The sequence below is a fragment of the Clostridium sp. C8-1-8 genome (assembly GCF_009928445.1).
Classification (GTDB): domain Bacteria; phylum Bacillota; class Clostridia; order Clostridiales; family Clostridiaceae; genus Clostridium_AR.
This window is the reverse complement of record NZ_JAABNO010000007.1, coordinates 189,056-211,977: the sequence shown is the minus strand read 5'-3', so window position 1 is coordinate 211,977 and position 22,922 is coordinate 189,056. Positions and strand designations below refer to the sequence as shown.

The 22,922-nt window shown below is 34.7% G+C and carries 18 protein-coding genes; 1 reads left to right on the top strand and 17 read right to left on the bottom strand.

The window, feature by feature from the left end:
- Positions 1-59: 59 nt before the first annotated feature.
- From GXK57_RS09955 to GXK57_RS09920, 8 genes are all read right to left on the bottom strand, one after another.
- Positions 60-1,001, bottom strand: a complete 942-nt coding sequence (locus tag GXK57_RS09955; protein ID WP_160675197.1) for a DNA-3-methyladenine glycosylase 2 family protein — start codon at positions 999-1,001, stop codon at positions 60-62.
- Between the two features lie 738 nt (positions 1,002-1,739).
- Positions 1,740-2,906, bottom strand: coding sequence for an iron-containing alcohol dehydrogenase (locus GXK57_RS09950; RefSeq protein WP_160675194.1), 1,167 nt, complete (start codon positions 2,904-2,906; stop codon positions 1,740-1,742).
- 613 nt (positions 2,907-3,519) lie between these two features.
- Positions 3,520-4,368: a 3-hydroxybutyryl-CoA dehydrogenase gene (locus tag GXK57_RS09945; RefSeq protein ID WP_128211849.1), complete on the bottom strand. Its 849-nt coding sequence runs from the start codon at positions 4,366-4,368 to the stop codon at positions 3,520-3,522.
- Between the two features lie 94 nt (positions 4,369-4,462).
- A complete protein-coding gene (locus tag GXK57_RS09940; protein ID WP_160675191.1) occupies positions 4,463-5,467 on the bottom strand; it encodes an electron transfer flavoprotein subunit alpha/FixB family protein in 1,005 nt (334 codons plus the stop codon).
- Between the two features lie 20 nt (positions 5,468-5,487).
- A complete protein-coding gene (locus GXK57_RS09935; RefSeq protein ID WP_160675188.1) occupies positions 5,488-6,267 on the bottom strand; it encodes an electron transfer flavoprotein subunit beta/FixA family protein in 780 nt (259 codons plus the stop codon).
- Between the two features lie 21 nt (positions 6,268-6,288).
- Positions 6,289-7,428 carry an acyl-CoA dehydrogenase gene (locus tag GXK57_RS09930; RefSeq protein WP_160675185.1) on the bottom strand — a complete coding sequence of 380 codons (1,140 nt, stop codon included), beginning with the start codon at positions 7,426-7,428 and terminating at the stop codon, positions 6,289-6,291.
- A gap of 259 nt (positions 7,429-7,687) precedes the next feature.
- Positions 7,688-8,470, bottom strand: coding sequence for a short-chain-enoyl-CoA hydratase (locus tag GXK57_RS09925; RefSeq protein ID WP_160675182.1), 783 nt, complete (start codon positions 8,468-8,470; stop codon positions 7,688-7,690).
- A gap of 253 nt (positions 8,471-8,723) precedes the next feature.
- Positions 8,724-9,359, bottom strand: a complete 636-nt coding sequence (locus tag GXK57_RS09920; protein ID WP_160675179.1) for a redox-sensing transcriptional repressor Rex — start codon at positions 9,357-9,359, stop codon at positions 8,724-8,726.
- A 587-nt stretch (positions 9,360-9,946) separates the two neighbouring features.
- Here GXK57_RS09920 and GXK57_RS09915 point away from each other — a divergent pair.
- A complete protein-coding gene (locus tag GXK57_RS09915; protein WP_160675176.1) occupies positions 9,947-10,462 on the top strand; it encodes a ferritin in 516 nt (171 codons plus the stop codon).
- A 346-nt stretch (positions 10,463-10,808) separates the two neighbouring features.
- Here GXK57_RS09915 and ilvC read toward each other — a convergent pair whose 3' ends face one another.
- The 9 genes from ilvC to ilvN form a co-directional block, all read right to left on the bottom strand.
- Positions 10,809-11,810, bottom strand: coding sequence for a ketol-acid reductoisomerase (gene ilvC, locus GXK57_RS09910; protein WP_160675173.1), 1,002 nt, complete (start codon positions 11,808-11,810; stop codon positions 10,809-10,811).
- 2 nt (positions 11,811-11,812) lie between these two features.
- Positions 11,813-13,336: a 2-isopropylmalate synthase gene (locus GXK57_RS09905; RefSeq protein ID WP_160675170.1), complete on the bottom strand. Its 1,524-nt coding sequence runs from the start codon at positions 13,334-13,336 to the stop codon at positions 11,813-11,815.
- Between the two features lie 11 nt (positions 13,337-13,347).
- On the bottom strand, positions 13,348-15,009 hold the full coding sequence (gene ilvB / locus GXK57_RS09900; protein WP_160675167.1) for a biosynthetic-type acetolactate synthase large subunit: 1,662 nt from the start codon (positions 15,007-15,009) through the stop codon (positions 13,348-13,350).
- Between the two features lie 9 nt (positions 15,010-15,018).
- Positions 15,019-16,677, bottom strand: a complete 1,659-nt coding sequence (gene ilvD, locus GXK57_RS09895) for a dihydroxy-acid dehydratase (RefSeq protein WP_160675164.1) — start codon at positions 16,675-16,677, stop codon at positions 15,019-15,021.
- A 161-nt stretch (positions 16,678-16,838) separates the two neighbouring features.
- Complete coding sequence (gene leuB, locus GXK57_RS09890) at positions 16,839-17,918, bottom strand: 3-isopropylmalate dehydrogenase (RefSeq protein ID WP_160675161.1); 1,080 nt, start codon at positions 17,916-17,918, stop codon at positions 16,839-16,841.
- A gap of 478 nt (positions 17,919-18,396) precedes the next feature.
- Positions 18,397-18,885 carry a 3-isopropylmalate dehydratase small subunit gene (gene leuD / locus GXK57_RS09885; RefSeq protein ID WP_160675158.1) on the bottom strand — a complete coding sequence of 163 codons (489 nt, stop codon included), beginning with the start codon at positions 18,883-18,885 and terminating at the stop codon, positions 18,397-18,399.
- 13 nt (positions 18,886-18,898) lie between these two features.
- Positions 18,899-20,158, bottom strand: coding sequence for a 3-isopropylmalate dehydratase large subunit (gene leuC / locus GXK57_RS09880; RefSeq protein WP_160675155.1), 1,260 nt, complete (start codon positions 20,156-20,158; stop codon positions 18,899-18,901).
- A 12-nt stretch (positions 20,159-20,170) separates the two neighbouring features.
- A complete protein-coding gene (gene cimA / locus GXK57_RS09875) occupies positions 20,171-21,763 on the bottom strand; it encodes a citramalate synthase (RefSeq protein WP_160675152.1) in 1,593 nt (530 codons plus the stop codon).
- A gap of 294 nt (positions 21,764-22,057) precedes the next feature.
- Complete coding sequence (ilvN, locus tag GXK57_RS09870; RefSeq protein ID WP_160675149.1) at positions 22,058-22,585, bottom strand: acetolactate synthase small subunit; 528 nt, start codon at positions 22,583-22,585, stop codon at positions 22,058-22,060.
- Positions 22,586-22,922 lie beyond the last annotated feature (337 nt).

The following is a 22,922-nucleotide window of genomic DNA, read 5'->3' as shown; positions in this document are numbered from 1 at the left end:
GATTTAAAATAAAACTTACATAAGCAAGATTAAGCTTTACTATCTAAATTCACTATCAATTAAACCTTTATGTTATTCTCTCTAGCATAGTAGAAGAAATATTGCTGTGCAAAGCCTGAAAGATCTCCAAACTTTTCTCTTCCAAAAATTCTAATCTTGTTAAGTGATACGTCTGGTGCTAAGTAGAAATGAGCCATAGCTCTCTTAACCCATACATCTACAGGAAAAGCGGAATACTTTTTCATAGAAAATAACATAACGCAATCAGCAACCTTAGCTCCAACACCTTTAAACTTTTGAAGTGCTATGTGACAATCATCATCACTAAGGTTTGAAATCATATTTAAATCATATTGAAGAAGTTCTTTTTCTTCTTCACTCATAGAAGCTATATCTTTATTTTCGCTTAAAAGCTCATTACAAGCCTTTACTTTAGCTACAGTATCAAATATATATTTACTTCTAAATGACGCTCCAGTAGTGTTTATTTCTTCTAAGGACGCCTTTGAGAACTGCTCTATAGTAGGAAATGCATAGTAAGTATTACCCTTGTACTCTATAGCACTTCCCCACTTTTCGCTGATTTTACTTATAGTCTTGCTTATGGATGGAATAGAATTTCTAGCAGATATTATAAAGCTTATTAATATTTCGAAAGGATCTTGTTTTAATATTCTTATTCCATAGCCAAAGTCTACTGCTTTTTCTAACAGCGGATCTCCAGCGAATTTATCCTTTATAGCAGAGTAGTCTCTTTCCAGATCAAAATACTCCATCCATATGTTATCAAAATCATCTTTATTGGTATTATGTATTATTATGTCTTCTCCGCTCTCTTCTAGTTCTATAACTCTTTCATGAGCAACTCCGATATAAGTACCACTTTCTTGTCTTATCCACCTAAAGCATTGACCGCACTCAAATACCTGCTTTATATTAAAACTTTTAGCTTCTTTCAGTACGACTTTATCATCATAGTATTCTACATTTTTAAAATCCATTTTATCACCTTTTCTTATTTATCTATTTAGAAAAAATTTCGCTAATGCGATGCTTATTATTATTTTTGCCTATCTAAACAGTAAGACTGACATATTTTTCTTAACTATAATTATACTTTTATATTTTAATTTTTACAATTATCAATTTAAAATCCTTAGCAATAAATATAAATTTTCATTTAATAATTAATACTTATTATTTCAATTTACTTTTTATTTTTAGACTCTGTTAAAGTACCGTGCTGAAATTAAGTGGTCAGTGATCCGATGCTTTTTAATGAGAAATATAGCATCCTTCTTAACCACTTAATTTCAATAACATTATTAAACATAGCCTATTTTTATATTTAGTTATATATTAACTAAAAGGTAGTGCTTACTATAAATTAAAATTAATAAGTTGTTACAGAAATATACTATACTTATCCAACAACCATCATTAAATGATCATTTATGAAAACATTATTTCCATATACTTGCACAATCAGAAAAGGTGATCAATCTTAATTATATATCCATATATGTAAAATAAAATGGTTCTGACCAGAATCTATATGTTAGAGTTATTAGTGTAAAATGCTTTTTCAACATTCTCACTAAAGCATCTAATACTTAACCAATCAATTTTGACTTATTACTTTAATGTAACCAAAGTAAAAAAAAACAGTGCTACAACCTCTTGATATTACTATGTTTAACTAGTAAATATTTATACTTTTCTAGCCAGCGAAAAAAGCTTTATATAAATACTTTTGTACCATGATAACTACAGATAAATAATTTCTCCATTTCTTCCTTAGTTATCTTTCTAGGATTTGATAAAGTGCAGGCATCTTCTATGGCATTGGCTGATATTTCTTTTAGCTTTTCATTAAAGAGATCTTCCTTCACTCCATATTCCTTTAAGGTATTTGGTATTCCTAACTTTTCGTTCATATATCGTATAAGTTCTCTTAAGGACTCAACTAACTCTTCATCACTATTTCCTTCAAGCTTTAATCTTCTGCTTATGTCTGCATATCTATCCATGCAAGCTTTCTTATTAAAATCAATAACATATGGAAGGTATATTGCATTTGCACAGCCATGTGGAATATTAAACACTGCCCCAGTCTTGTGTGCCATACTATGCGTTATTCCAAGCAAGGCATTGCTAAATGCCATACCAGCTAAGCACTGAGCATAATGCATGTTTTCTCTACATACCATATCACCTTGATAGGACTTTAATAGATTATCTCTTACCATATGGATAGCCTGCAATGCAAGAGGGTCTGTAAAACAAGTATGCTGAGTTGCCACATAGGCTTCTATGCCATGGGTCATAGCATCCATTCCTGTATGTGCAGTAAGCTTAGGAGGCATAGACTCTGCCAGCTCTGAGTCCACAATAGCTATATCTGGAGTTATATCAAAATCCGCTAAGGGATACTTTATTTTTGTGTTATAATCAGTTATTACTGAAAAAGCAGTTACTTCTGTAGCTGTTCCAGAGGTTGATGGAATAGCAATAAACCTTGCTTTGTTTCTTAGCTCAGGTATAGAAAAAGGCTTTTTTATGTTTTCAAAGCTTTCCTCTGGATACTCATAAAAGATCCACATGGCTTTTGCAGCGTCTATTGCTGAGCCTCCTCCCATAGCTACTATAAGATCCGGCCCATATTGAAGCATCTGCTTAGATCCATTCATTACAGTTTCTACTGAAGGATCTGGCTCAACACCTTCAATTAGGTTAACTTCTATATTAGCTTCCTTTAGATAGTCTACTGCCCTATCTAAGAAACCAGACTTCCTCATAGAACTTCCCCCTGTTACTACAACAGCCTTCTTCCCCTCTACATTTTTCAATTGCTCCATAGAGCCTTTTCCATAATATATATCCCTAGGTAAAGTAAATCTATTCATAAACAAATGCCTCCTGATATTATTTAAAAATCAATTTAATTTTTAGACTCTGTTAAAGTAGCACCTTTAAATTAAGTTATCAGTCCTCCGATGCTTAGATAAGCTTGAGCATATAGCATCTCCTTCATAACCACTTAATTTCAACAATATTCTTAAACATAGCCGATTTTTAAAGTTCCTATTCATAGATTATCGCTATGAAGAATATTCTAACTATAAAGTAAAGTCTAAATAATGTTTTGACATAAGGAACCAACTTCAACTATTAATTTATAAATGCCACAAAATCCTCAGAAGCCGGGATTTTATAACAAGTATAAATTAAGTTTTCATAAAGGCTCCCTATAAGATCTTACTCATTAATTTTTGTAGATTAAATCTCTAGCTTCCCTTAGGATATTATTAGTAAATACTGCAATATTTATTTATGTAAGTTCAAAATTTAAGTAAAGACTATGGATAAAGTTTATAAAGTTATACTGCTTCAATCTGTAGCCTCAAAATATAGCTTCCTAATCAAAATTATTTATTCTTATTTCCCAGAAAATAAACTTTACATAAAGAAAAAAACACAACCTAAAATGGTTGTGTTTAAAAATTCATCAAGAATTTATTATTTTGCGTAGTTGTGGAAGCCTCTACCTGACTTTCTTCCTAACCAGCCAGCTCTAACATACTTTCTTAGTAAGCTATGAGCTCTGTACTTAGTATCTCCAGTTTCATTGTAAAGAACGTCCATTATAGCTAAGCAAACGTCTAAGCCTATAAGATCTCCTAAAGCTAGAGGTCCCATTGGGTGATTTGCTCCAAGCATCATTGACTTATCTATATCTTCAGCTGAAGCTATTCCTTCTGCAAGTATACCTACAGCTTCGTTGATCATTGGTATAAGTATTCTGTTAACTACAAAACCAGGAGCTTCTGCAACTTCTACTGGTTCCTTACCTATAGCTAATGAAACTTCTTTAACTGCATCAAAAGTTTCTTGTGATGTAGCCATTCCTCTGATAACTTCAACAAGCTTCATTACTGGAGCTGGATTGAAGAAATGCATACCTATAACTTTGTCAGGTCTGCCAGTTGCAGCAGCAACTTCAGTTATTGATAATGATGAAGTGTTTGAAGCTAATATTGTTTCTGGCTTACATATGTTATGTAATTCAGCGAATATTTGCTTCTTTATTGCCATATTTTCTACAGCAGCTTCGATTACTAGATCACAGTCAGCAGCTAAGTTCATATCAGTTGTTCCTGATATTCTTGAAAGAATTTCTTCTTTAACTTCTTCAGTCATCTTTCCTTTAGCAACAAGTTTGCTTAAACCTTTGTTGATTCCTGCAATTCCTTTGTCAACAAACTCTTCTTTTATATCTCTAACTATAACTTCATATCCTTTTTGAGCGAAAGCTTGAACTATACCAGCTCCCATTGTACCAGCACCAAGAACAAATATCTTTTCCATGGGTATACCTCCTAAAATTTACATATTTAGTCCTACCTTAGAAGGTAGGACTTTGTATTTATATCAAACTTATGATTAATCAGTTTTATAAAAATTATGCTTCTTCTTTTCTAGCCTTAGCTTTTGCAATAAGTTCTGGAATAACTTTGTTTAAGTCTCCAACTATAGCATAGTCAGCCATCTTCATAATAGGTGCAGTTGCATCCTTATTTATTGCTATGATCATATCAGAATCTTGCATACCAGCTGTATGTTGGATAGCTCCTGATATACCACAAGCTATATATATTGTTGGCTTAACAGTCTTACCAGTTTGACCTACTTGGTAAGCAGCTTCTAGCCATCCAGCTTCAGTAGCAGCTCTTGAACCAGCAACTGTTCCACCTAGAGCATCTGCTAATTCCTTAAGAAGTGCGAAGTTTTCTTTGTTTCCAACTCCTCTACCACCTGAAACTATGATATTAGCTTCACTTATATCAACTATATCCTTAGCTTCCTTAACAACCTTAACAACCTTAGTTCTTACATCAGCATCAGTTAAGTTAACCTTAATTTCTTCAACTACAGCCTTATTTTCGCTATCAACCTTTGAGAATACTCCTGGTCTTACTGTAGCCATTTGTGGTCTGTGGTCAGCACAAGCTATAGTAGCCATTAAGTTACCACCGAAAGCTGGTCTTGTAGCAAGAAGGTATTTTCCTTCTTCATCTATATCAAGTGATGTACAGTCAGCTGTTAAACCAGTTGAAAGTCTAGCTGCTATTCTAGGACCTAAGTCTCTTCCTATGAATGTTGCACCTATGAATAGTATTTCTGGCTTTCTTTCTGTAGCAAGATCACAGATAACCTTAGTGTATCCATCAGTTGTGTAGTTTTCTAATAATTCATGTTCAACTACTAAAACTTCGTCAGCTCCATGAACGCCTAGCTTATCAGATAATCCTTTAACGTTGTTACCTATTAATAAAGCTGTTAGCTTAACTCCTAGCTTGTCAGCAATCTTTCTTCCTTCTCCTAAAAGTTCTAATGAAACTTTTTGAAGTTCGCCGTTTCTTTGTTCAGCGAATACCCATACGCCTTTATAATCTGCTATATTCATAATATTTTACCTCCCAAATCTTAGATGTAGTGTTTCTCAATTAATTTTCTTAATACGTAATCTGCTGCTTCACCAGCTGGTAAATCAACTAACTCTCCAGCACCCTTAGTTTCCTTAGTCATTGATTTCTTAACCTTTGTTGGTGAACCTTTAAGTCCTAATAAGCTCTTATCTACATCTATATCGTCTGCTGACCATATTTTAATTTCCTTACCAGCAGTTCCGAAGATTAAACCTACATTCATATATCTTGGCTCGTTTAATTCCTTAATTGCAGTTAAAAGAACTGGAGCTTGAACCTTTATTAATTCATATCCATCTTCTAATGCTCTGTTAACTAAAAGACCATCTTCTTCTACAGTAACATCTTGAACATAAGTTACTTGAGGTATATTTAAATGTTCTGCTATTTCTGGACCAACTTGTGCAGTATCTCCATCGATAGCCTGTCTTCCAGCGAATATTATATCGTATTCTAACTTTCTTATAGCACCTGCTATAGCATTTGAAGTTGCAAGAGTATCAGCTCCAGCAAATGCTCTATCAGTTATTAATATAGCTTCATCAGCACCCATGCATAATGCTTCTCTTAAAGCTACTTGAGCTTGTGGAGGTCCCATACTTACAACAGTTATGTGAGCTCCTTTTTGGTCCTTTATTCTTAAAGCTGCTTCTAAAGCATGCTTATCTTCTGGGTTTATTATTGAAGGAACACCTTCTCTTATAAGAGTTCCAGTCTTTGGATCTATTCTAACAGCTGTAGTATCTGGTACTTGCTTTAAACAAACTACTATTTTCATCTTTTTCTGTCCTCCCTAAAACTATTTTAAAATGTTTCCTGAAATAACCATCTTTTGAACTTCTGAAGTTCCTTCGTAGATTTCAGTTATCTTAGCATCTCTCATTAATCTTTCTACTGGGTATTCCTTAGTATATCCGTATCCACCGAATATTTGAACAGCCTTAGTAGTTACTTCCATAGCTACATCAGCAGCAAATAATTTAGCTCTTGCAGCATCTAATGTGTAAGGAAGCTTATTTTGCTTAAGCCATGCAGCTCTGTATACTAAGTATCTAGCAGCTTCAACCTTAACATCCATTTCAGCTATATACCATTGTAGACCTTGGAAAGCAGAAAGTGGTTTTCCAAATTGCTTTCTTTCTAACATATACTTCTTAGCTTCTTCTAATGCACCACCAGCAAGACCTAAAGCTTGAGCAGCTATACCTATTCTTCCTCCATCAAGAGTCTTCATAGCTATACCAAATCCCTTACCTTCTTGTCCAAGCATATTTTCCTTTGGAACTATACAGTTTTGCATTATAAGTTCAGTTGTTGATGAAGCTCTGATACCCATCTTGTTTTCAACTTTACCTATTGAGAAACCTGGGAAGCTCTTTTCAACTATGAAAGCTGTTATTCCTTTTGTTCCCTTGCTCTTATCTGTCATAGCAAATATTATGAAAGTTTCAGCAACTCCACCATTTGTTATGAATATCTTAGATCCGTTAAGGATGTAGTTATCTCCATCTAATACTGCAGTTGTTTGTTGACCAGCAGCATCTGTACCAGCACCTGGTTCAGTTAAACCAAAAGCACCTAGTTTTCTTCCGCTAGCTAAGTCTGGAAGATATTTTTGTTTTTGAGCTTCAGTACCAAATTCATTTACTACTGAACCACAAAGTGAAGTATGAGCTGATACTATAACACCGTGAGTACCACAAATCTTTGATAATTCTTCAACAGCTATGATGTATGATAAAACATCTCCGCCAGCACCTTCATATTTCTTATCGAAAGGAATTCCTAGTATGCCAAGTGATGCCATTTTCTTTACATTTTCCATTGGGAATTCTTCAGTTTCGTCAATTTCACCTGCTATTGGTCTAACTTCATTTTCAGCGAAGTCTCTAACCATTTGTCTTACTAATTCTTGTTCTCTTGTTAATTGGAAATCCATTTATTTATTCCCTCCTGCTATTTTATTCTGCACAGAACAATTATTAATTGTTCTGCCTCCTGCATTTTTATTCTGCACGTAACAATTAATTAATTGCTGCGCTTACTACTATTTTTACTTTGAGCAGAACTGAGTTAACAGTTCTGCTTATATTTATTGTCCACGGAGAAAAACTTTTGTACTCCGCCTAGTATTTACTAATATATTTTAATTTAGTATAAATTAAACTTAATTTAATTAAAAGTAATATTTTTGTTAATTATTGATTCTTGAAGTTCTTTTCTCTTTTTTCAACAAAAGCAGACATTCCTTCTTTTTGATCTTCAGTAGCAAAGCACTTACCAAAGTCTTCTGCTTCTATTACTATAGCTTCATCTATACCTACTTGCATTCCTCTATCTATAGCATCCTTACATAGCTTAACTGCTATTGGAGCATTTGCAGCTATCTTTTTAGCTAAAGCCTTAGCTTCATCCATTAAGCTTTCTAGAGGTACAACTTTATTAACTAAACCAATTCTTAATGCTTCTGCAGCATTAACCATATCTCCAGTGTATATTAATTCTTTTGCTTTACCAAGTCCAACTAATCTAGGAAGTCTTTGTGTTCCACCAAAGCCAGGAGTTATTCCAAGGCCACTTTCTGGTTGAGCAAATCTTGCCTTCTCAGAAGCGATTCTTATATCACAAGCCATTGCTAATTCACAGCCTCCACCTAGTGCAAAACCTGAAATAGCTGCAATAACTGGTTTGTCCAACACTTCTAATCTTCTGAAAACTTTATTTCCTAAAGCTCCGAATTCTCTACCTTGCTCTTCATTTAAGTCTTTCATTTCAGATATATCAGCACCTGCAACAAATGCCTTTTCTCCAGCACCTGTTAATATAACAGCATAAACTTCTTTATCATTTTCAAGTTCTGCTACCACTGTGTCTATATCCTTTAATGTTTCTGAGTTAAGTGCATTTAAAGCCTTTGGTCTGTTTATTGTTACAACAGCAATATTTCCCTCTTTTTCAAGGATAACATTTTTTAATTCCATTGTTATGGCCTCCTTAAAGTAGTTATATTCTTAACAAAGCATATAAGTTTTATTTTCATATATCTTATATTACAATAAAAACTCTGTCATATTATGTTAAATATTTTTGAAGCTTGTTAATATTATAACAATCACTAGCAAAAAATAATTGAAGTCTTTCAACTTCAATTATGATTATACTTGTTTGCGAATAACTTTGCAATATATTTTGTGTCTTTTTTAACAATTTTTAAGCCACTATTTCATTTATTATTTAATTCTGAGATTCGTTTATTAAATATGCTAATGTTAGTAAGCTTTCACTAAGATGTACATTTTCCACAATTACATCTTTAGGTGCTACTAGATCTACAGGAGCAAAGTTCCATATTCCTTTTACACCATTTGCTACAAGCTCATCACAAACCTTTTGAGCACTGTTGTCAGGAACACAGATTATAGCAATATCTATATGATTTTCGTCTAAGAAACCTTTCATGCTATCTACATCTTTTATCTCTATATCCTTTATTCTAATTCCAGTAAGTCTTGGGTTAGCATCAAACATACCAAGCAAATTGAAACCAAGTTTCTCAAACTGAGTATAATTTGCTAGTGCCTGACCTATGTTACCAGCACCAACTATTATGCTTTTATACTCTCTCTGAAGCCCTAATATAGCTATTATTTGATTGTATAGATCTCTTACGTTATATCCATACCCCTGCTGTCCAAAGTCACCGAAGCAATTTAAATCTTGTCTTATTTGCGATGCTGTAAAACCTATCTTTTCACTTAATTCTTTTGATGAAATTCTATCAACATCATTTTTTAATAATTCTAATAGATATCTATGATATTTAGGTAGTCTTTTTATAACTGCCATAGATATATTTTTTTTCTTTTCCATGTCTGTCACCTCTTCTTAAATTAACAAATCTCTAATGCACTCTTCATTAGTGATTTTTTCCGCATCTGCCCTTCAGCCCCTTTGAAGAATACCTGGCAGGCCAATAAAATAACCGTTATATCAAAATCATTCACAGATTAAAAAATTATAAATTCTAAAAAGTATAAATCCACTATAGTACTCTTTTCCTTATATATATTACCACAATTAATCTAAACTTATCTATATATTAGTATTGTTTTTGATAAAATTGTTTAAAATGAGAATTATATTTGTCATTTATGATAATACTTTATAAGTATAAATAAGATACTTTACAAATGTAAAGCTACTATAATTTTCAATTTATATTTATATATATTTGTAAAAATATATTAATATAATCAATGCTTATTTTACAAGCTTTAATTAAAGGAATAATAGTAAAATTTTAAAGCTTTAATACGTACAGATCTAATCAAAGGTAAATAAGGTACTAATAATAGTTATATGATATTCAAATCAATACCAGAGAAATAAGCATTAAAAAATGTTTTCTTATTTTTTCTAACTTCTTAAATTTACAAATGTATAAAAGGAGGATAACAATGCTCAGCGAATCTTTGATAAAAGCTTTAAATGACCAAATAAACTACGAATTCTATTCATCTTATTCTTATTTAGCTATGGCTGCCTACGCGCATTCACAAGACCTAGATGGATTTGCAAACTTCTTTAGAGTTCAAGCTCAAGAAGAAATTTTTCATGCCATGAAATTTTTTGATTATGTATACCAAAAGAATGGTGATGTATCTTTAGAATCCATAGATAAACCTCAGCTAAAATTTAAGAACATGGTAGATGTTTTAGAAAAAGGCTATGAACACGAGCAAGAAGTTACTAAAAGAATCTATGAATTAGCAAACCTTGCAAGCGAGGAAAAAGAACATGCCACAATATCTCTACTAAAGTGGTTTGTTGACGAGCAAGTTGAGGAAGAAGATAATTTCAACAGAATAATAAAGAAGGCTAGAAGAGCTGATACAAACCCTGCTGCACTTTATCTATTAGATGACGAGCTGGCTCAAAGAGTCTATTTAGCTCCTGGTTCTGCAAATGCATAGAGAATGTAATAAAATTCGCTGAAGCGACTTTCTTCAGCGAATTTTTTGTCATATTCATTTTCCAATGTATATAGATTAGTGTATTTTAACCAAAAGAAAATGAGACTTATGTATAACGCAACCCTCGTTATACATAAGTCTCACAAATTAATACAAAGCCAGATGAAAAGCATCAGTATGTTGATTTTGAAACAACATTAAATGCTGTCTGCTACTCCCTTATGCCTGAAAGTATTCTCAACGAAGACCATTATATTTAATTATGGCCTCAATGTCAACACGATTTGTAGTTTTTTTTGTTTTTTTGTCAAATAAACTCCGTAGTAATTTATGGTAACCTACAAAACTAGTCTAGATCAGTATTTATCCAGCTCATCATAGCTCTTAACTCTTTTCCAACCTTTTCTATTGGATGTTCTTTTTCCATTCTTCTCTTAGCGTTAAAGTAAGGTCTATTCACAGCATTTTCTACAAGCCAGTTTCTTGCAAAGGTTCCATCTTGTATATCCTTTAATACTGCCTTCATTGCTTTTCTAGTGTCCTCAGTAACTATCTTTGTTCCAGTCACATAGTCACCATACTCAGCTGTATCACTTATAGAGTATCTCATGGTACTCATACCACCTTGATACATCAAGTCTACTATTAGCTTCATTTCATGTAGACATTCAAAGTAAGCATTCTCTGGAGAGTATCCTGCTTCAACCAAAGTGTCAAAGCCAGCTTTTATAAGCTCTGTTACCCCACCACAAAGTACAGCTTGCTCTCCAAACAAATCTGTTTCAGTTTCATCCTTAAAGGTAGTTTCAAGAACTCCTGCTCTTGCTCCACCAATACCTATAGTGTAAGCCAAGGCATAGTCTTTTGCCCTTCCTGAATAATCTTGTTGTACTGCTATAAGGCATGGCACACCTGAGCCTTCAGTATAAGTTCTTCGTACCATATGCCCTGGCCCTTTTGGTGCTACCATGAATACATCAACATAGGCAGGAGGTACGATCTGTCCATAGTGTATATTAAAGCCGTGAGCAAAAACTAAGGCCTTGCCTTCAGTCAATGCTGGTTCAATCTCTTCCTTATATAATTTAGCTTGTTTTTCATCAGGCACTAATATCATTATTATGTCGCATTGCTCTGTAGCTTCCTTAACTGATGCTACCTTAAGTCCTGCAGCTTGTGCTTTTTCAACAGATTTACTTCCGTTGTATAGCCCTACAGTTACATCTACTCCACTTTCGTGTAAATTTAATGCATGTGCATGTCCCTGACTTCCATAGCCTATTACTGCTACCTTCTTATTTTTCAATAGTGATAGATCTCCATCTTTTTCGTAATACATTTTTACCATAATTATTCCCCATCCTTTTCTATTTTTTCTATCATTTTATTTACAGCATTGATTAATGCATTTATACTAGCTTCTATTACATCCCCAGAAAGAGCTTTTCCAACAAATATGTTGTTACCTTCTTCAATCTTTACTGTAACTTCTCCTAGTGCGTCCTCTCCATCACTTACTGACTGTATATTATAGTCTTTAAGCTTTATAGGAATATTAATAGCCCTTTCTACTGCTTTAAATGCTGAAGCAACTGTTCCATCCCCAACAGAACTTTCTCTTAAGATTTCACCATTAAACTCAATCTCTACGGTGGTAGTTGGTATACTTCTATTTCCACCAAGTGTTTGGAAGGAAATAAGCTTATAGGTTTCTTCTGTTACATTGGCATTATTATTTACAATAGCCTCTATATCCTTCCAGTTTATATTCTTCTTTCTATCTGTTAACTTTTTAAATTTATCAAAAGCAACCTTTACAGCCTCTTCATCCATATCTATTCCATTTTCTTTTAGATAACTGGAAAAGGCATGTTTTCCAGAATGCTTTCCAAGCACTATATTATTATTCTGTACTTTTCCTATAGATTCTGGTGTGATTATCTCATAGGTTGACTTTTCCTTAAGCACCCCATCTTGATGTATACCCGATTCATGAGCAAAAGCATTTTCCCCAACTATTGCCTTATTAGGCTGAACCATCACTCCAGTTAAAGAAGATACTATCTTACTGCTTCTCCATAGACCATTAGTCTTAATACCAGTAGTCATGCCTAAATAGTTCTTTCTGGTCTCAATAGCCATAACTATCTCTTCTAAGGAGGCATTACCAGCCCTTTCTCCAAGACCATTTATTGCGCACTCTACTTGAGTCGCTCCATTCATAACACCACTTAAAGAGTTTGCTACGGCCATTCCAAGATCATCATGACAATGAACTGACACATCTACCTTTTCTATTCCCTCCACCTTGTCTATTATGTTTCTAATGAAACTGCCATAATCATTTGGAAGAGCATAGCCAACAGTATCTGGTATATTTATGACCTTTGCTCCAGCCTTAATTACTTCTGTGAATAGTCTTATTAAATAATCCGAATCACTTCTGTAAGCATCTTCAGCTGAAAACTCTATATCAGAACAAAGACTTGAAGCATATCTAACCATTTCTACTGCTCTTTCTAGAACCTGATCCTCTGTCATATTGAGCTTGTATTTTAGATGTATAGGAGAAGTAGCAATAAAAGTGTGTATCCTTGGACTTTCGGCAAGTTTTACTGCTTCATAAGCCCTGTCTATATCTCCTTTAGTAGCCCTAGCAAGAGCAGCAACAGTAGAATCTTTAATAGTATTAGCTATGGAGGCTACACTTTCAAAGTCACCAATAGACGCCATAGGAAATCCTGCTTCTATAATGTCAACACCTAAAGCTTCTAAGTTTCTTGCTATAACAAGCTTTTCCTTCAAGTTAAGATTAACTCCTGGTGTTTGTTCTCCATCTCTAAGGGTAGTGTCAAAAATCTTTATTCGCCTCAATACTTCACCTCCTAATTTTCTGTGATTATTTCATCTATCGGAGCTCCTGGTGCAACCATAGGAAACACCTTTTTATCCATGTTTATCACATAATCTATTACCACAGGAACCTCTGAGTTAAAGGCCTCTTCTAAAACTTCATCAATCTGACCGGGCTCAGTTACTCTATAACCTCTAGCTCCATAAGCTTCAGCTAGCTTAACATAGTCAGTACCTCTATTTAGCGTTGTATAGGAATATCTGCTTTCATAGAAGAAGTTCTGCCATTGCCTTACCATACCAAGACACCCATTGTTTAAAATTATTACAACCACTGGAACCTTGTTGCTTACTGCTGTAGCAAGCTCTATAGCATTCATGGAAAAGCTTCCATCTCCAGCTATATTAACAACCTTACTTTCAGGCTTGCCAAGCTTAGCTCCTATAGATGCTCCAAGGCCATACCCCATGGTTCCAAGTCCACCTGAGGTTAGTAAAGTTCTAGGCTTTGAGAAGGTATAGTGAAGTGCCGCCCACATCTGATGCTGGCCTACCTCCGTAGTCATGACTAAATCCTCTCCAAAGCTTTTATATAAACTGTTAAACAATAACTCTGGAGTAACACTATCAGGATCTTCTTTATAAGACTTTAAAGCCTTGTATTCCCTCATAAGTTCTAACCAGCTATCATTTCGCTTCTCTTTTATGAGATTCATAAGTCTTTCAAGGGTATATTTTACATCCCCTACTATATTGGCATCGGTCTTAATATTCTTATCTAATTCTGCTGGGTCTATATCTATCTGAACTATCTTTGCATTCTTAACATGTTCTCTATTGGCTACTACTCTATCTGAGAATCTTGTCCCTATAGCTATTATAAGATCTGCCTTTGTTGCTAGAAGGTTTGAAGCCTTTGTTCCGTGCATGCCCATCATACCTGTATAAAGTTCATGTTGCCCTGGAAATGCTCCCATAGCCATCAAAGAAGTAGCTACTGGTGCATTTATCTTTAAGGCAAGCTCCTTAAGTAACTCCGTAGCTCCTGAGCTTATTACTCCACCACCTGCAAAGATCAAAGGTCTTTCAGCATTATTTATAAACTGAGCTAAGTTAGCTAAAGCTTTTTCAGTGACAAATCTACAGTCTTTTTTTATTTCCATTGGCATTTTACTTTCATACTCAGAAAGCTTTGCAGTAATGTCCTTAGGTATATCCACAAGAACAGGCCCTGGTCTTCCTTCTTTGGCAATATAGAAAGCTTTTCTTATGGTTTCTTGAAGTTCACCAACCTCCCTAACTATAAAGTTATGTTTGGTTATAGGCATTGTAATACCTACTATATCTACTTCTTGAAAGCTATCCTTACCTAAAAGAGGAGTAGTAACATTACCTGTTATTGCTACCATCGGCACTGAGTCCATATATGCTGTAGCTATACCAGTTACTAAATTAGTAGCGCCTGGCCCTGAGGTAGCAAGACATACTCCTACCTTTCCCGTAGCTCTTGCATATCCATCGGCAGCATGAGCTGCACCTTGTTCATGACAGGTAAGCACATGCTTTATCCTATGTTCATTTTTATAGATAGCATCATATATATTAAGTACAGCTCCGCCAGGATAGCCGAAAATTATTTCTACCCCTTCATCTATTAAAGTATTAATTAATATCTCTGAGCCGTTTAATTTCATGGGATCCTCCTATCTTAATACTGCCCCAGTACTAGCAGAGCTTACTAGTCTCGCATAGCGACTGAGATAGCCTTCTTTTATTTTTGGTTCTGGTAAAGTCCAATTCTCTTTTCTAAAGCTTAATACTTCATCACTTACCTTAAGTTCTAGCTTTCCATTAGGTATATCTATTGATATTAAGTCCCCTTCTTCAACTAAAGCTATAAGCCCACCTTCATAGGCTTCTGGTGACACATGTCCTATAGCAGCGCCGCGAGTTGCTCCTGAGAATCTTCCGTCTGTAATCAAAGCAACACTCTTATCTAATCCCATACCAGCCAGTGCTGAAGTTGGTGAAAGCATTTCTCTCATTCCAGGGCCACCCTTAGGACCTTCATATCTTATAACAACTACATCACCTTCATTTATGTCCCCAGCCATTATTGCTTTTATAGTATCTTCTTCTGAATCAAACACCCTTGCAGGACCTTGGTGAACCATCATCTCTTTTAGTACTGCAGATCTTTTAACCACTGCTCCATCAACTGCTAAGTTACCTCTTAATACTGCTATACCACCAGTTTTGCTATAAGGTTCCTCTACGGACTTTACAACAGTATGATCAGTTTCTAAGGCTGCTTCAACTATCTGCCCTTGATTTAAGCCGCTGGCAGTTACACAAGTTATGTCTAGAAGGTTAAGCTTTGCAAGTTCCTTCATAACAGCTTTTATGCCTCCAGCCCAATATAGATCCTCAATATGATGGCCACCAGCTGGAGCTAACTTACATAAGTTAGGTGTTACACTGCTTATTTCATTTACCTTATCTAAATCAAACTCTACCTTAGCCTCATTTGCTATAGCCGCCAGATGAAGCACGCTATTGGTAGAGCATCCTAGAGCCATATCAACAGTAAGCGCATTTCTTATACTTCTTTCATTTACAATGTCTCTAGGTTTCAAGTCAGCTTTAACTAGATCCAAAATCTTCATACCTGCTTGTTTTGCTAGTCTTATTCTTTCTGAATAAACTGCTGGAATTGTTCCATTACCTGGTAGAGCCAAGCCTAAAACTTCAGTCAAGCAATTCATTGAGTTGGCTGTATACATACCTGAACAAGAACCACAAGTAGGGCAAGCCTTCTCCTCTAACTCCTTTAGATCACAAGTACTCATAGTTCCGTTATTATAGGCTCCAACAGCTTCAAATACAGTGGAAAGACTAACATCCTTGCCTTTGAACTTTCCTGCAAGCATTGGTCCTCCGCTAACTACTATAGAAGGAATATTTAGTCTTAAAGCTCCCATTATCACCCCAGGTACGATCTTGTCGCAGTTTGGAACAAGCACTAAACCATCAAAGCCATGAGCATTAGTCATACACTCTATGGAATCAGCTATAAGCTCTCTGGAAGCTAAGGAGTAATTCATTCCTATATGCCCCATAGCAATACCATCACATACTCCTATAACAGGAAACTCTATAGGTGTTCCCCCTGCAAGAAGAACTCCTTTTTTTACTGCTTCTACTACTTTATCCAGATGAGTATGACCTGGTATTATCTCATTATGTGAAGTAACTATTCCTATCAGCGGTCTATCAAGCTCCTCATCGGTAAAGCCTGCTGCCTTAAACAAAGATCTATGTGGAGTTCTTTCTACTCCCTTTTTAACTAAATCACTTCTCATTCTTCCTTCTCCTTACCTACAATTTAGATATATATAAACCTTTAAAGATAAATCTTATGAGTATATATTAATAAAATCATACAAATACATAGCGTTCACCACAGTTTGATAAATATCAAACTTTGTATTTTTGTATTAAATTGAAAAATATAGATAATTGACTAATTATTTTTTAACTCCTCAATTACTAAGCTGCCCATTTCTTTTGTTCCAACCTTTTTCATACCTTCACTGAATATGTCACCAGTTCTATAACCAGCTTCTAACACTCTTAATACAGCCTTTTCAATGGCTTCAGCTTCTTCTTGAAGATTGAAGCTGAATTTGAGCATCATAGCTACAGAAAGTATGGTTGCTAAGGGATTAGCTAGTCCCATACCAGCTATATCAGGGGCACTTCCATGAATTGGTTCATACATTCCTCTATTATTCTCTCCTATACTAGCTGAAGGTAGCATTCCGATTGAACCTGTTATCATAGAAGCTTCATCCGACAGTATGTCCCCAAACATGTTGCTAGTTACTATAACATCAAACTGTCTTGGGTTTCTGACTATCTGCATAGCCGCATTATCTACATACATATGATTGACTTTAACTTCTGGATAGTCTTTGGCTACTTCTTCTACCACGGATCTCCAAAGTCTTGAGCTTTCCAAGATGTTAGCCTTGTCAACGCTAGTTAAGATTTTATTTCTCTTAACTGCTATATCAAAAGCAGTTTTAACAATTCTTCTTATCTCGGTTACCGAGTATTTTTCAGTATCATAAGCATACTGCTCATTGTTCTCTTCAAATCTTCCTCTATCCCCAAAATAAATTCCTCCAGTAAGTTCTCTTACCACAGAAAAATCTATGCCATCTCCAATAACTTCGTCTTTAAGTGGTGATGCCGCTCTTAGCGGTGCATAAAGCAACGCTGGTCTTAAATTGCAATAAAGTCCAAGACCCCCTCTAAGTCCTAAAAGAGCTTGTTCTGGTCTTTGTTTAGCACTTGGATCATCCCACTTAGGCCCTCCAACTGCTCCAAGAAGTACTGCATCACTTTTCTTACACTCCTCCAAGGTTTCCTCAGGCAGTGGTGTGCCTTTCTCATCCATGGCACAACCTCCTGCAAGCAAGAATTTATATTCAAATTTATGATTATACTTTTCCCCAATTACCTCTAGAACCTTTAAAGCCTCGTCTACAACCTCCGGTCCTATTCCATCACCTTTTATAACTGCAACTTTATATGTCAACTTTATATCCCCCTTTTATTACACTTAAATGCTATAATGCTTACTATTTACTACTCTGCCTATCATATTTCTCCGGTGCTTAAGCCCCAGTACTTTCACAGAGCTTTTATTTTTCATACTTAAAAAAGGCAAATGTTATCTTCTATAACTTATCTTTTTTAAATTTTAGACTATGTTTAAGCTTCGCTAAGAGTATTATTAAAATTAAGTGGTTATTAAAGATATGCTCTATGAGCGAAATATTAGCGTAAGCTCATTTAAGCATCGGATGAATGACCACTTAATTTCAACTTCTTCGCTTCTTAAACTTATATATTCTTAACTTCTTAACTTCTTAACTTCTTAACTTCTTAATTTGTTATATTGTTATATTGTTATATTGTTAAATTCTTAAATTCTTAAGAATTTATAGTATTTAAGCCACTTTCAGCTATCTTATATTTTTAGAGAAGCTTAATTTTACCCAATATCATTTAAACTACTTATTATTATTTATATAACCTATAAGTCCCTTATTTCTTATGATTTCTTGCATGAACTCTGGAAAAGGTTCAGCTTTATATTCTTCTTGTTTGGTAAGATTTTTTATTACCCCATTATTAAAATCTATTTCAACCTCATCCTCTGCATCAATACCTGCTACTGCTTCTTCACATTCTAATATTGGAAGACCTATGTTAATAGCATTTCTATAAAAAATTCTTGCAAAGGTAGAAGCTATAACACAGCTTACTCCGCTTTCTCTTATTGCTATAGGTGCATGCTCTCTAGAAGAACCACAGCCGAAATTTTTGTTTGCAACTATTATATCTCCAGGTTCCACCTTATTTACGAATTCTAAATCTATGTCTTCCATGCAGTGAGCTGCAAGCTCTTTAAAGTCTGAAGTATTTAGGTATCTTGCTGGTATTATTACATCTGTATCCACATTGTCTCCATATTTAAAAACTCTTCCTTTTGCTTTCATATGCCTATTCCTCCTAAACTAATTCTGGGTCAGTTATAACTCCAGTAAGTGCTGAAGCTGCTGCCACTGCTGGACTTGCTAGATAGACCTCTGACTCTACATGTCCCATTCTTCCAACAAAGTTTCTATTTGTAGTAGATACTGCTCTTTCACCTGCTGCTAGTATTCCCATATGACCACCAAGACAAGGTCCGCAAGTTGGAGTAGACACAATTGCTCCTGCTTCAATAAAATCTTTCAATAAGCCTTCTTCCATGGCTTGAAGATAAATTTTTTGAGTTCCAGGAAATACTATAGTTCTAACGTACTTAGCAACCTTTTTACCTCTTAAGATAGAAGCTGCTACTCTGAGATCCTCTAATCTTCCATTTGTACAAGATCCTATAACCACTTGGTTTATCTTAACTTCTCCTGTTTCATCTACAGTCTTAGTATTTTCAGGTAAATGAGGGAAGGCTACTGTTGGTCTTAAAGAAGCTAAATCTATTTCATAAACCTCATCATATTCAGCATCTGCATCTGGTTCATAAACCTTATACTCCCTAGTTGAATGCTCTTGAATATATTCAACAGTTTTTTCATCTACTGGGAATATACAGTTCTTAGCTCCAGCTTCTATTGCCATATTGGCCATGGTAAATCTGCTATCCATAGAAAGATATTTCAAACCATCTCCAGTAAACTCCATGGATTTGTACAATGCTCCATCTACACCTATAAGTCCTATGATATGAAGGATTATATCCTTACCGCTTATCCACTTAGCAGGTTTATTCTTCAATACAAACTTTAAGGCTGAAGGCACCTTAAACCAGCAATTGCCAGTAGCCATACCAGCTGCCATATCAGTAGAACCTATTCCTGTGGAAAATGCACCTAAGGCCCCATAGGTACAAGTATGTGAGTCAGCTCCTATAACCACATCTCCAGCTACAACCAATCCCTTTTCAGGTATCAAAACATGCTCTATTCCCATCTCACCAATATCAAAGAAGTTTGTTAACTCCTTATCCTGAGCAAATTCTCTTATAAATTTACATTGCTCTGCTGCTTTTATATCTTTGTTTGGAGTAAAGTGATCTGGTACTATTGCAACTTTTTCTTTATCAAAAACTTCTAAATCTCCAAGCTTTTTAAATTCCTTTATAGCCACAGGTGAAGTTATATCATTACCTAAAACTAGGTCAAGCTTTGCTTGTATAAGTTGTCCTGCTTTCACATAATCAAGTCCTGCATGGCTTGCTAATATTTTTTGAGTCATTGTCATCCCCATTTTAAATTCCTCCTAAAAATAAGTTCTTACTTTTCTTTCTATATCTTTAATCAGCTTATATTCAATTGAATCCACCAAAGCTATCCAACTAGCTTCGATGATATCCTTAGACACTCCAACATTGCTCCATTTCTCTACTCCATCTGTAGATTCTATAAGAACTCTAACCTTAGCCCCAGTGTTGCTTTCCGAATCTAAAACTCTAACCTTATAGTCAACAAGCCTTACACTTCTAAGTTGAGGGTAAAATACTTCTAGTGCTTTTCTCAAGGATTTATCTAAGGCATTTACTGGTCCATCCCCTTCTGCAGCAGTAATTTCTGTCTTCCCATCTACGGTTATATTGATCAAGGCCGTAGAGCTAAAAGTCCCTTTTAAAGATGGCTGCTCACCTATAATCTTAAAATGATTTAAATTGAAGAAAGGTTCATACTTACCTATTATCTTTCTCATTACCAGCTCCACAGTTCCCTCTGCTCCCTCAAACTGATACCCTTCAAATTCTAATTCCTTTAGCTTATTAGTTATTAATTTTACTTCTTCACTATCTTTCTTTATAGTTGGAAAAATCTTTTGAACTTCTTTCCAAATAGTGCTCTTTCCACTAACTTCAGATACTAAAAATCTTCTTTTATTTCCTACAAGTTCAGGTTTTATATGCTCATAAGATTTAGGGTCCTTTGATACAGCATCAATATGCATACCTCCCTTATGAGCAAAAGCTGAGGCTCCTACATATGGTGTATCATCAGTTAAAGTTATATTGGATATTTCAGAAATGTATCTTGAGATCTTGGTTAATTTATCTAAATTTTTGCTTGCTTCAAGTTCATAATTATACTTACATATTAGAGTTGGTAATATTGTAGATAGATTTGCATTGCCACACCTTTCTCCTATACCGATAAAAGTTCCCTGTATATGGTTTACTCCGCCTTCAACCGCTGTCACTGAATTGGCTACAGCCATTCCCACATCATTGTGACAATGTATACCTAAACTATCCCCTAATATTTCATGAGTCTTACTTACAATTTTAATTATTTCTAGAGGTAAAGTTCCCCCATTGGTATCGCACAGTACCACAACTTCAGCGCCAGCTTCCTTGGCAGTCTTTATAGTCTTTAAGGCGTACCCTTCGTTATTCTTATATCCATCAAAGAAATGTTCTGCATCAAATATCACCGTCTTTCCCTTATCCACCAAAAACTTTACTGATTCATATATCATAGATAAGTTCTCTTCTAAAGTAGCCCTTAGTATATCTGTTACTTGAAAGTCCCAAGACTTACCAAATAGTACTACCGTATCTACCCCAGCCTCTAAGAGGTCTTTAAGGTTCTTGTCTTCTTCAACCTTAGTCCCCATCCTTCTAGTGCTTCCAAAAGCTACAAGCTTAGCATGGTTTAGGGTAATATTTTTCATAGATTTGAACAATTCCATATCCTTAGGATTTGATCCAGGATTGCCAGCTTCTATATAATCTATCCCCAACTTATCTAAAGACTTACATATCTTAATCTTATCTTCTAAGGAAAACGAAATTCCTTGTCCTTGAGCCCCATCTCTTAAGGTAGAATCTAAAATATAGATTTTCCTATTCAATTAATCACCCCTTCTAATGCTATTGCTATTCTATAGATAAACTATTTCACATAGAAATTCTTATTAGAATAATAGTGAATTAACTAGTTTATCTGTATATGATGATTCTTACTATATCCAAGCCCCTTTTCAAATCACTTATTGCTTTTATCTTTAACCCTTAGCTTTAAAGGATTATTTCGCTGAAAATTCTATATTAATGGAATTTTCCGACATATAAATCTGCATAGCACCTTCGAACTTATACAAACCTAGTGAAATATAATAACTAACTGTTGTAAATATTAATTTTTCCTATCCTACATACTCTTCCTCAAAGTAGTCCCCATAAGAGCTTATTTCCTTACTTCCCCTTTCAATTGCAGCAAGTCCAGTTCTTACAATCTCCTTAACCCCATATTCTTCCATAAGCTTTATAAGAGCAGATACCTTGCTATCATCTCCAGTGAGCTCTAGAGTTAAGCATTCTTTATCAAGATCTACAACTTTGCATCTAAAGATCTTTGCAACATCATTTATAGCAGCTCTTTCGGTAGCATCGGCTTTTACCTTGATTAGAACCAACTCTCTTACTACTGAATTCTCAGGTGTAAGCTTGATCACCTTAATTACTTCTTGAAGTTTATTTAATTGCTTAATAAATTGATCTAAAGCTTCATCCCCTCCCATCAATGTTATAGTAATTCTAGCTAGTTCTGGATTCTCAGTCCTACCAACTGATAAACTGTCGATATTAAAGCCTCTTCTCATAAACAACCCTGATACTCTGCTAAGTACACCTGATGAGTTTTTCACTAAAACAGATAATACATGTCTTTCCATCGCAACCTCCCATTATATGGTTATTATTCAATATAAATTAATATATTTAATTTTTTTACAGTAAAAATTTATAAAAAACTTGCTAAAGCGACTTTCTTTAGTGAGTTTTTTTGCGCATCTGCCTTTCCGAATGCATATGAGGAAAATTTGGCAGGCGACATAATTTCTCTTTTTTTATTCTTTAATCCAATATATACATTTAAGCCATATGTACATAGTTATGCACAGCTTTATCAAAAAAATAATTTCCTAAAGAATAAAAAATTTTATGTTATGTGCCAATTAGACTTTAGTTGATGCTGTTATGTTATTTTTATGTATGCCAAATACTAATAAA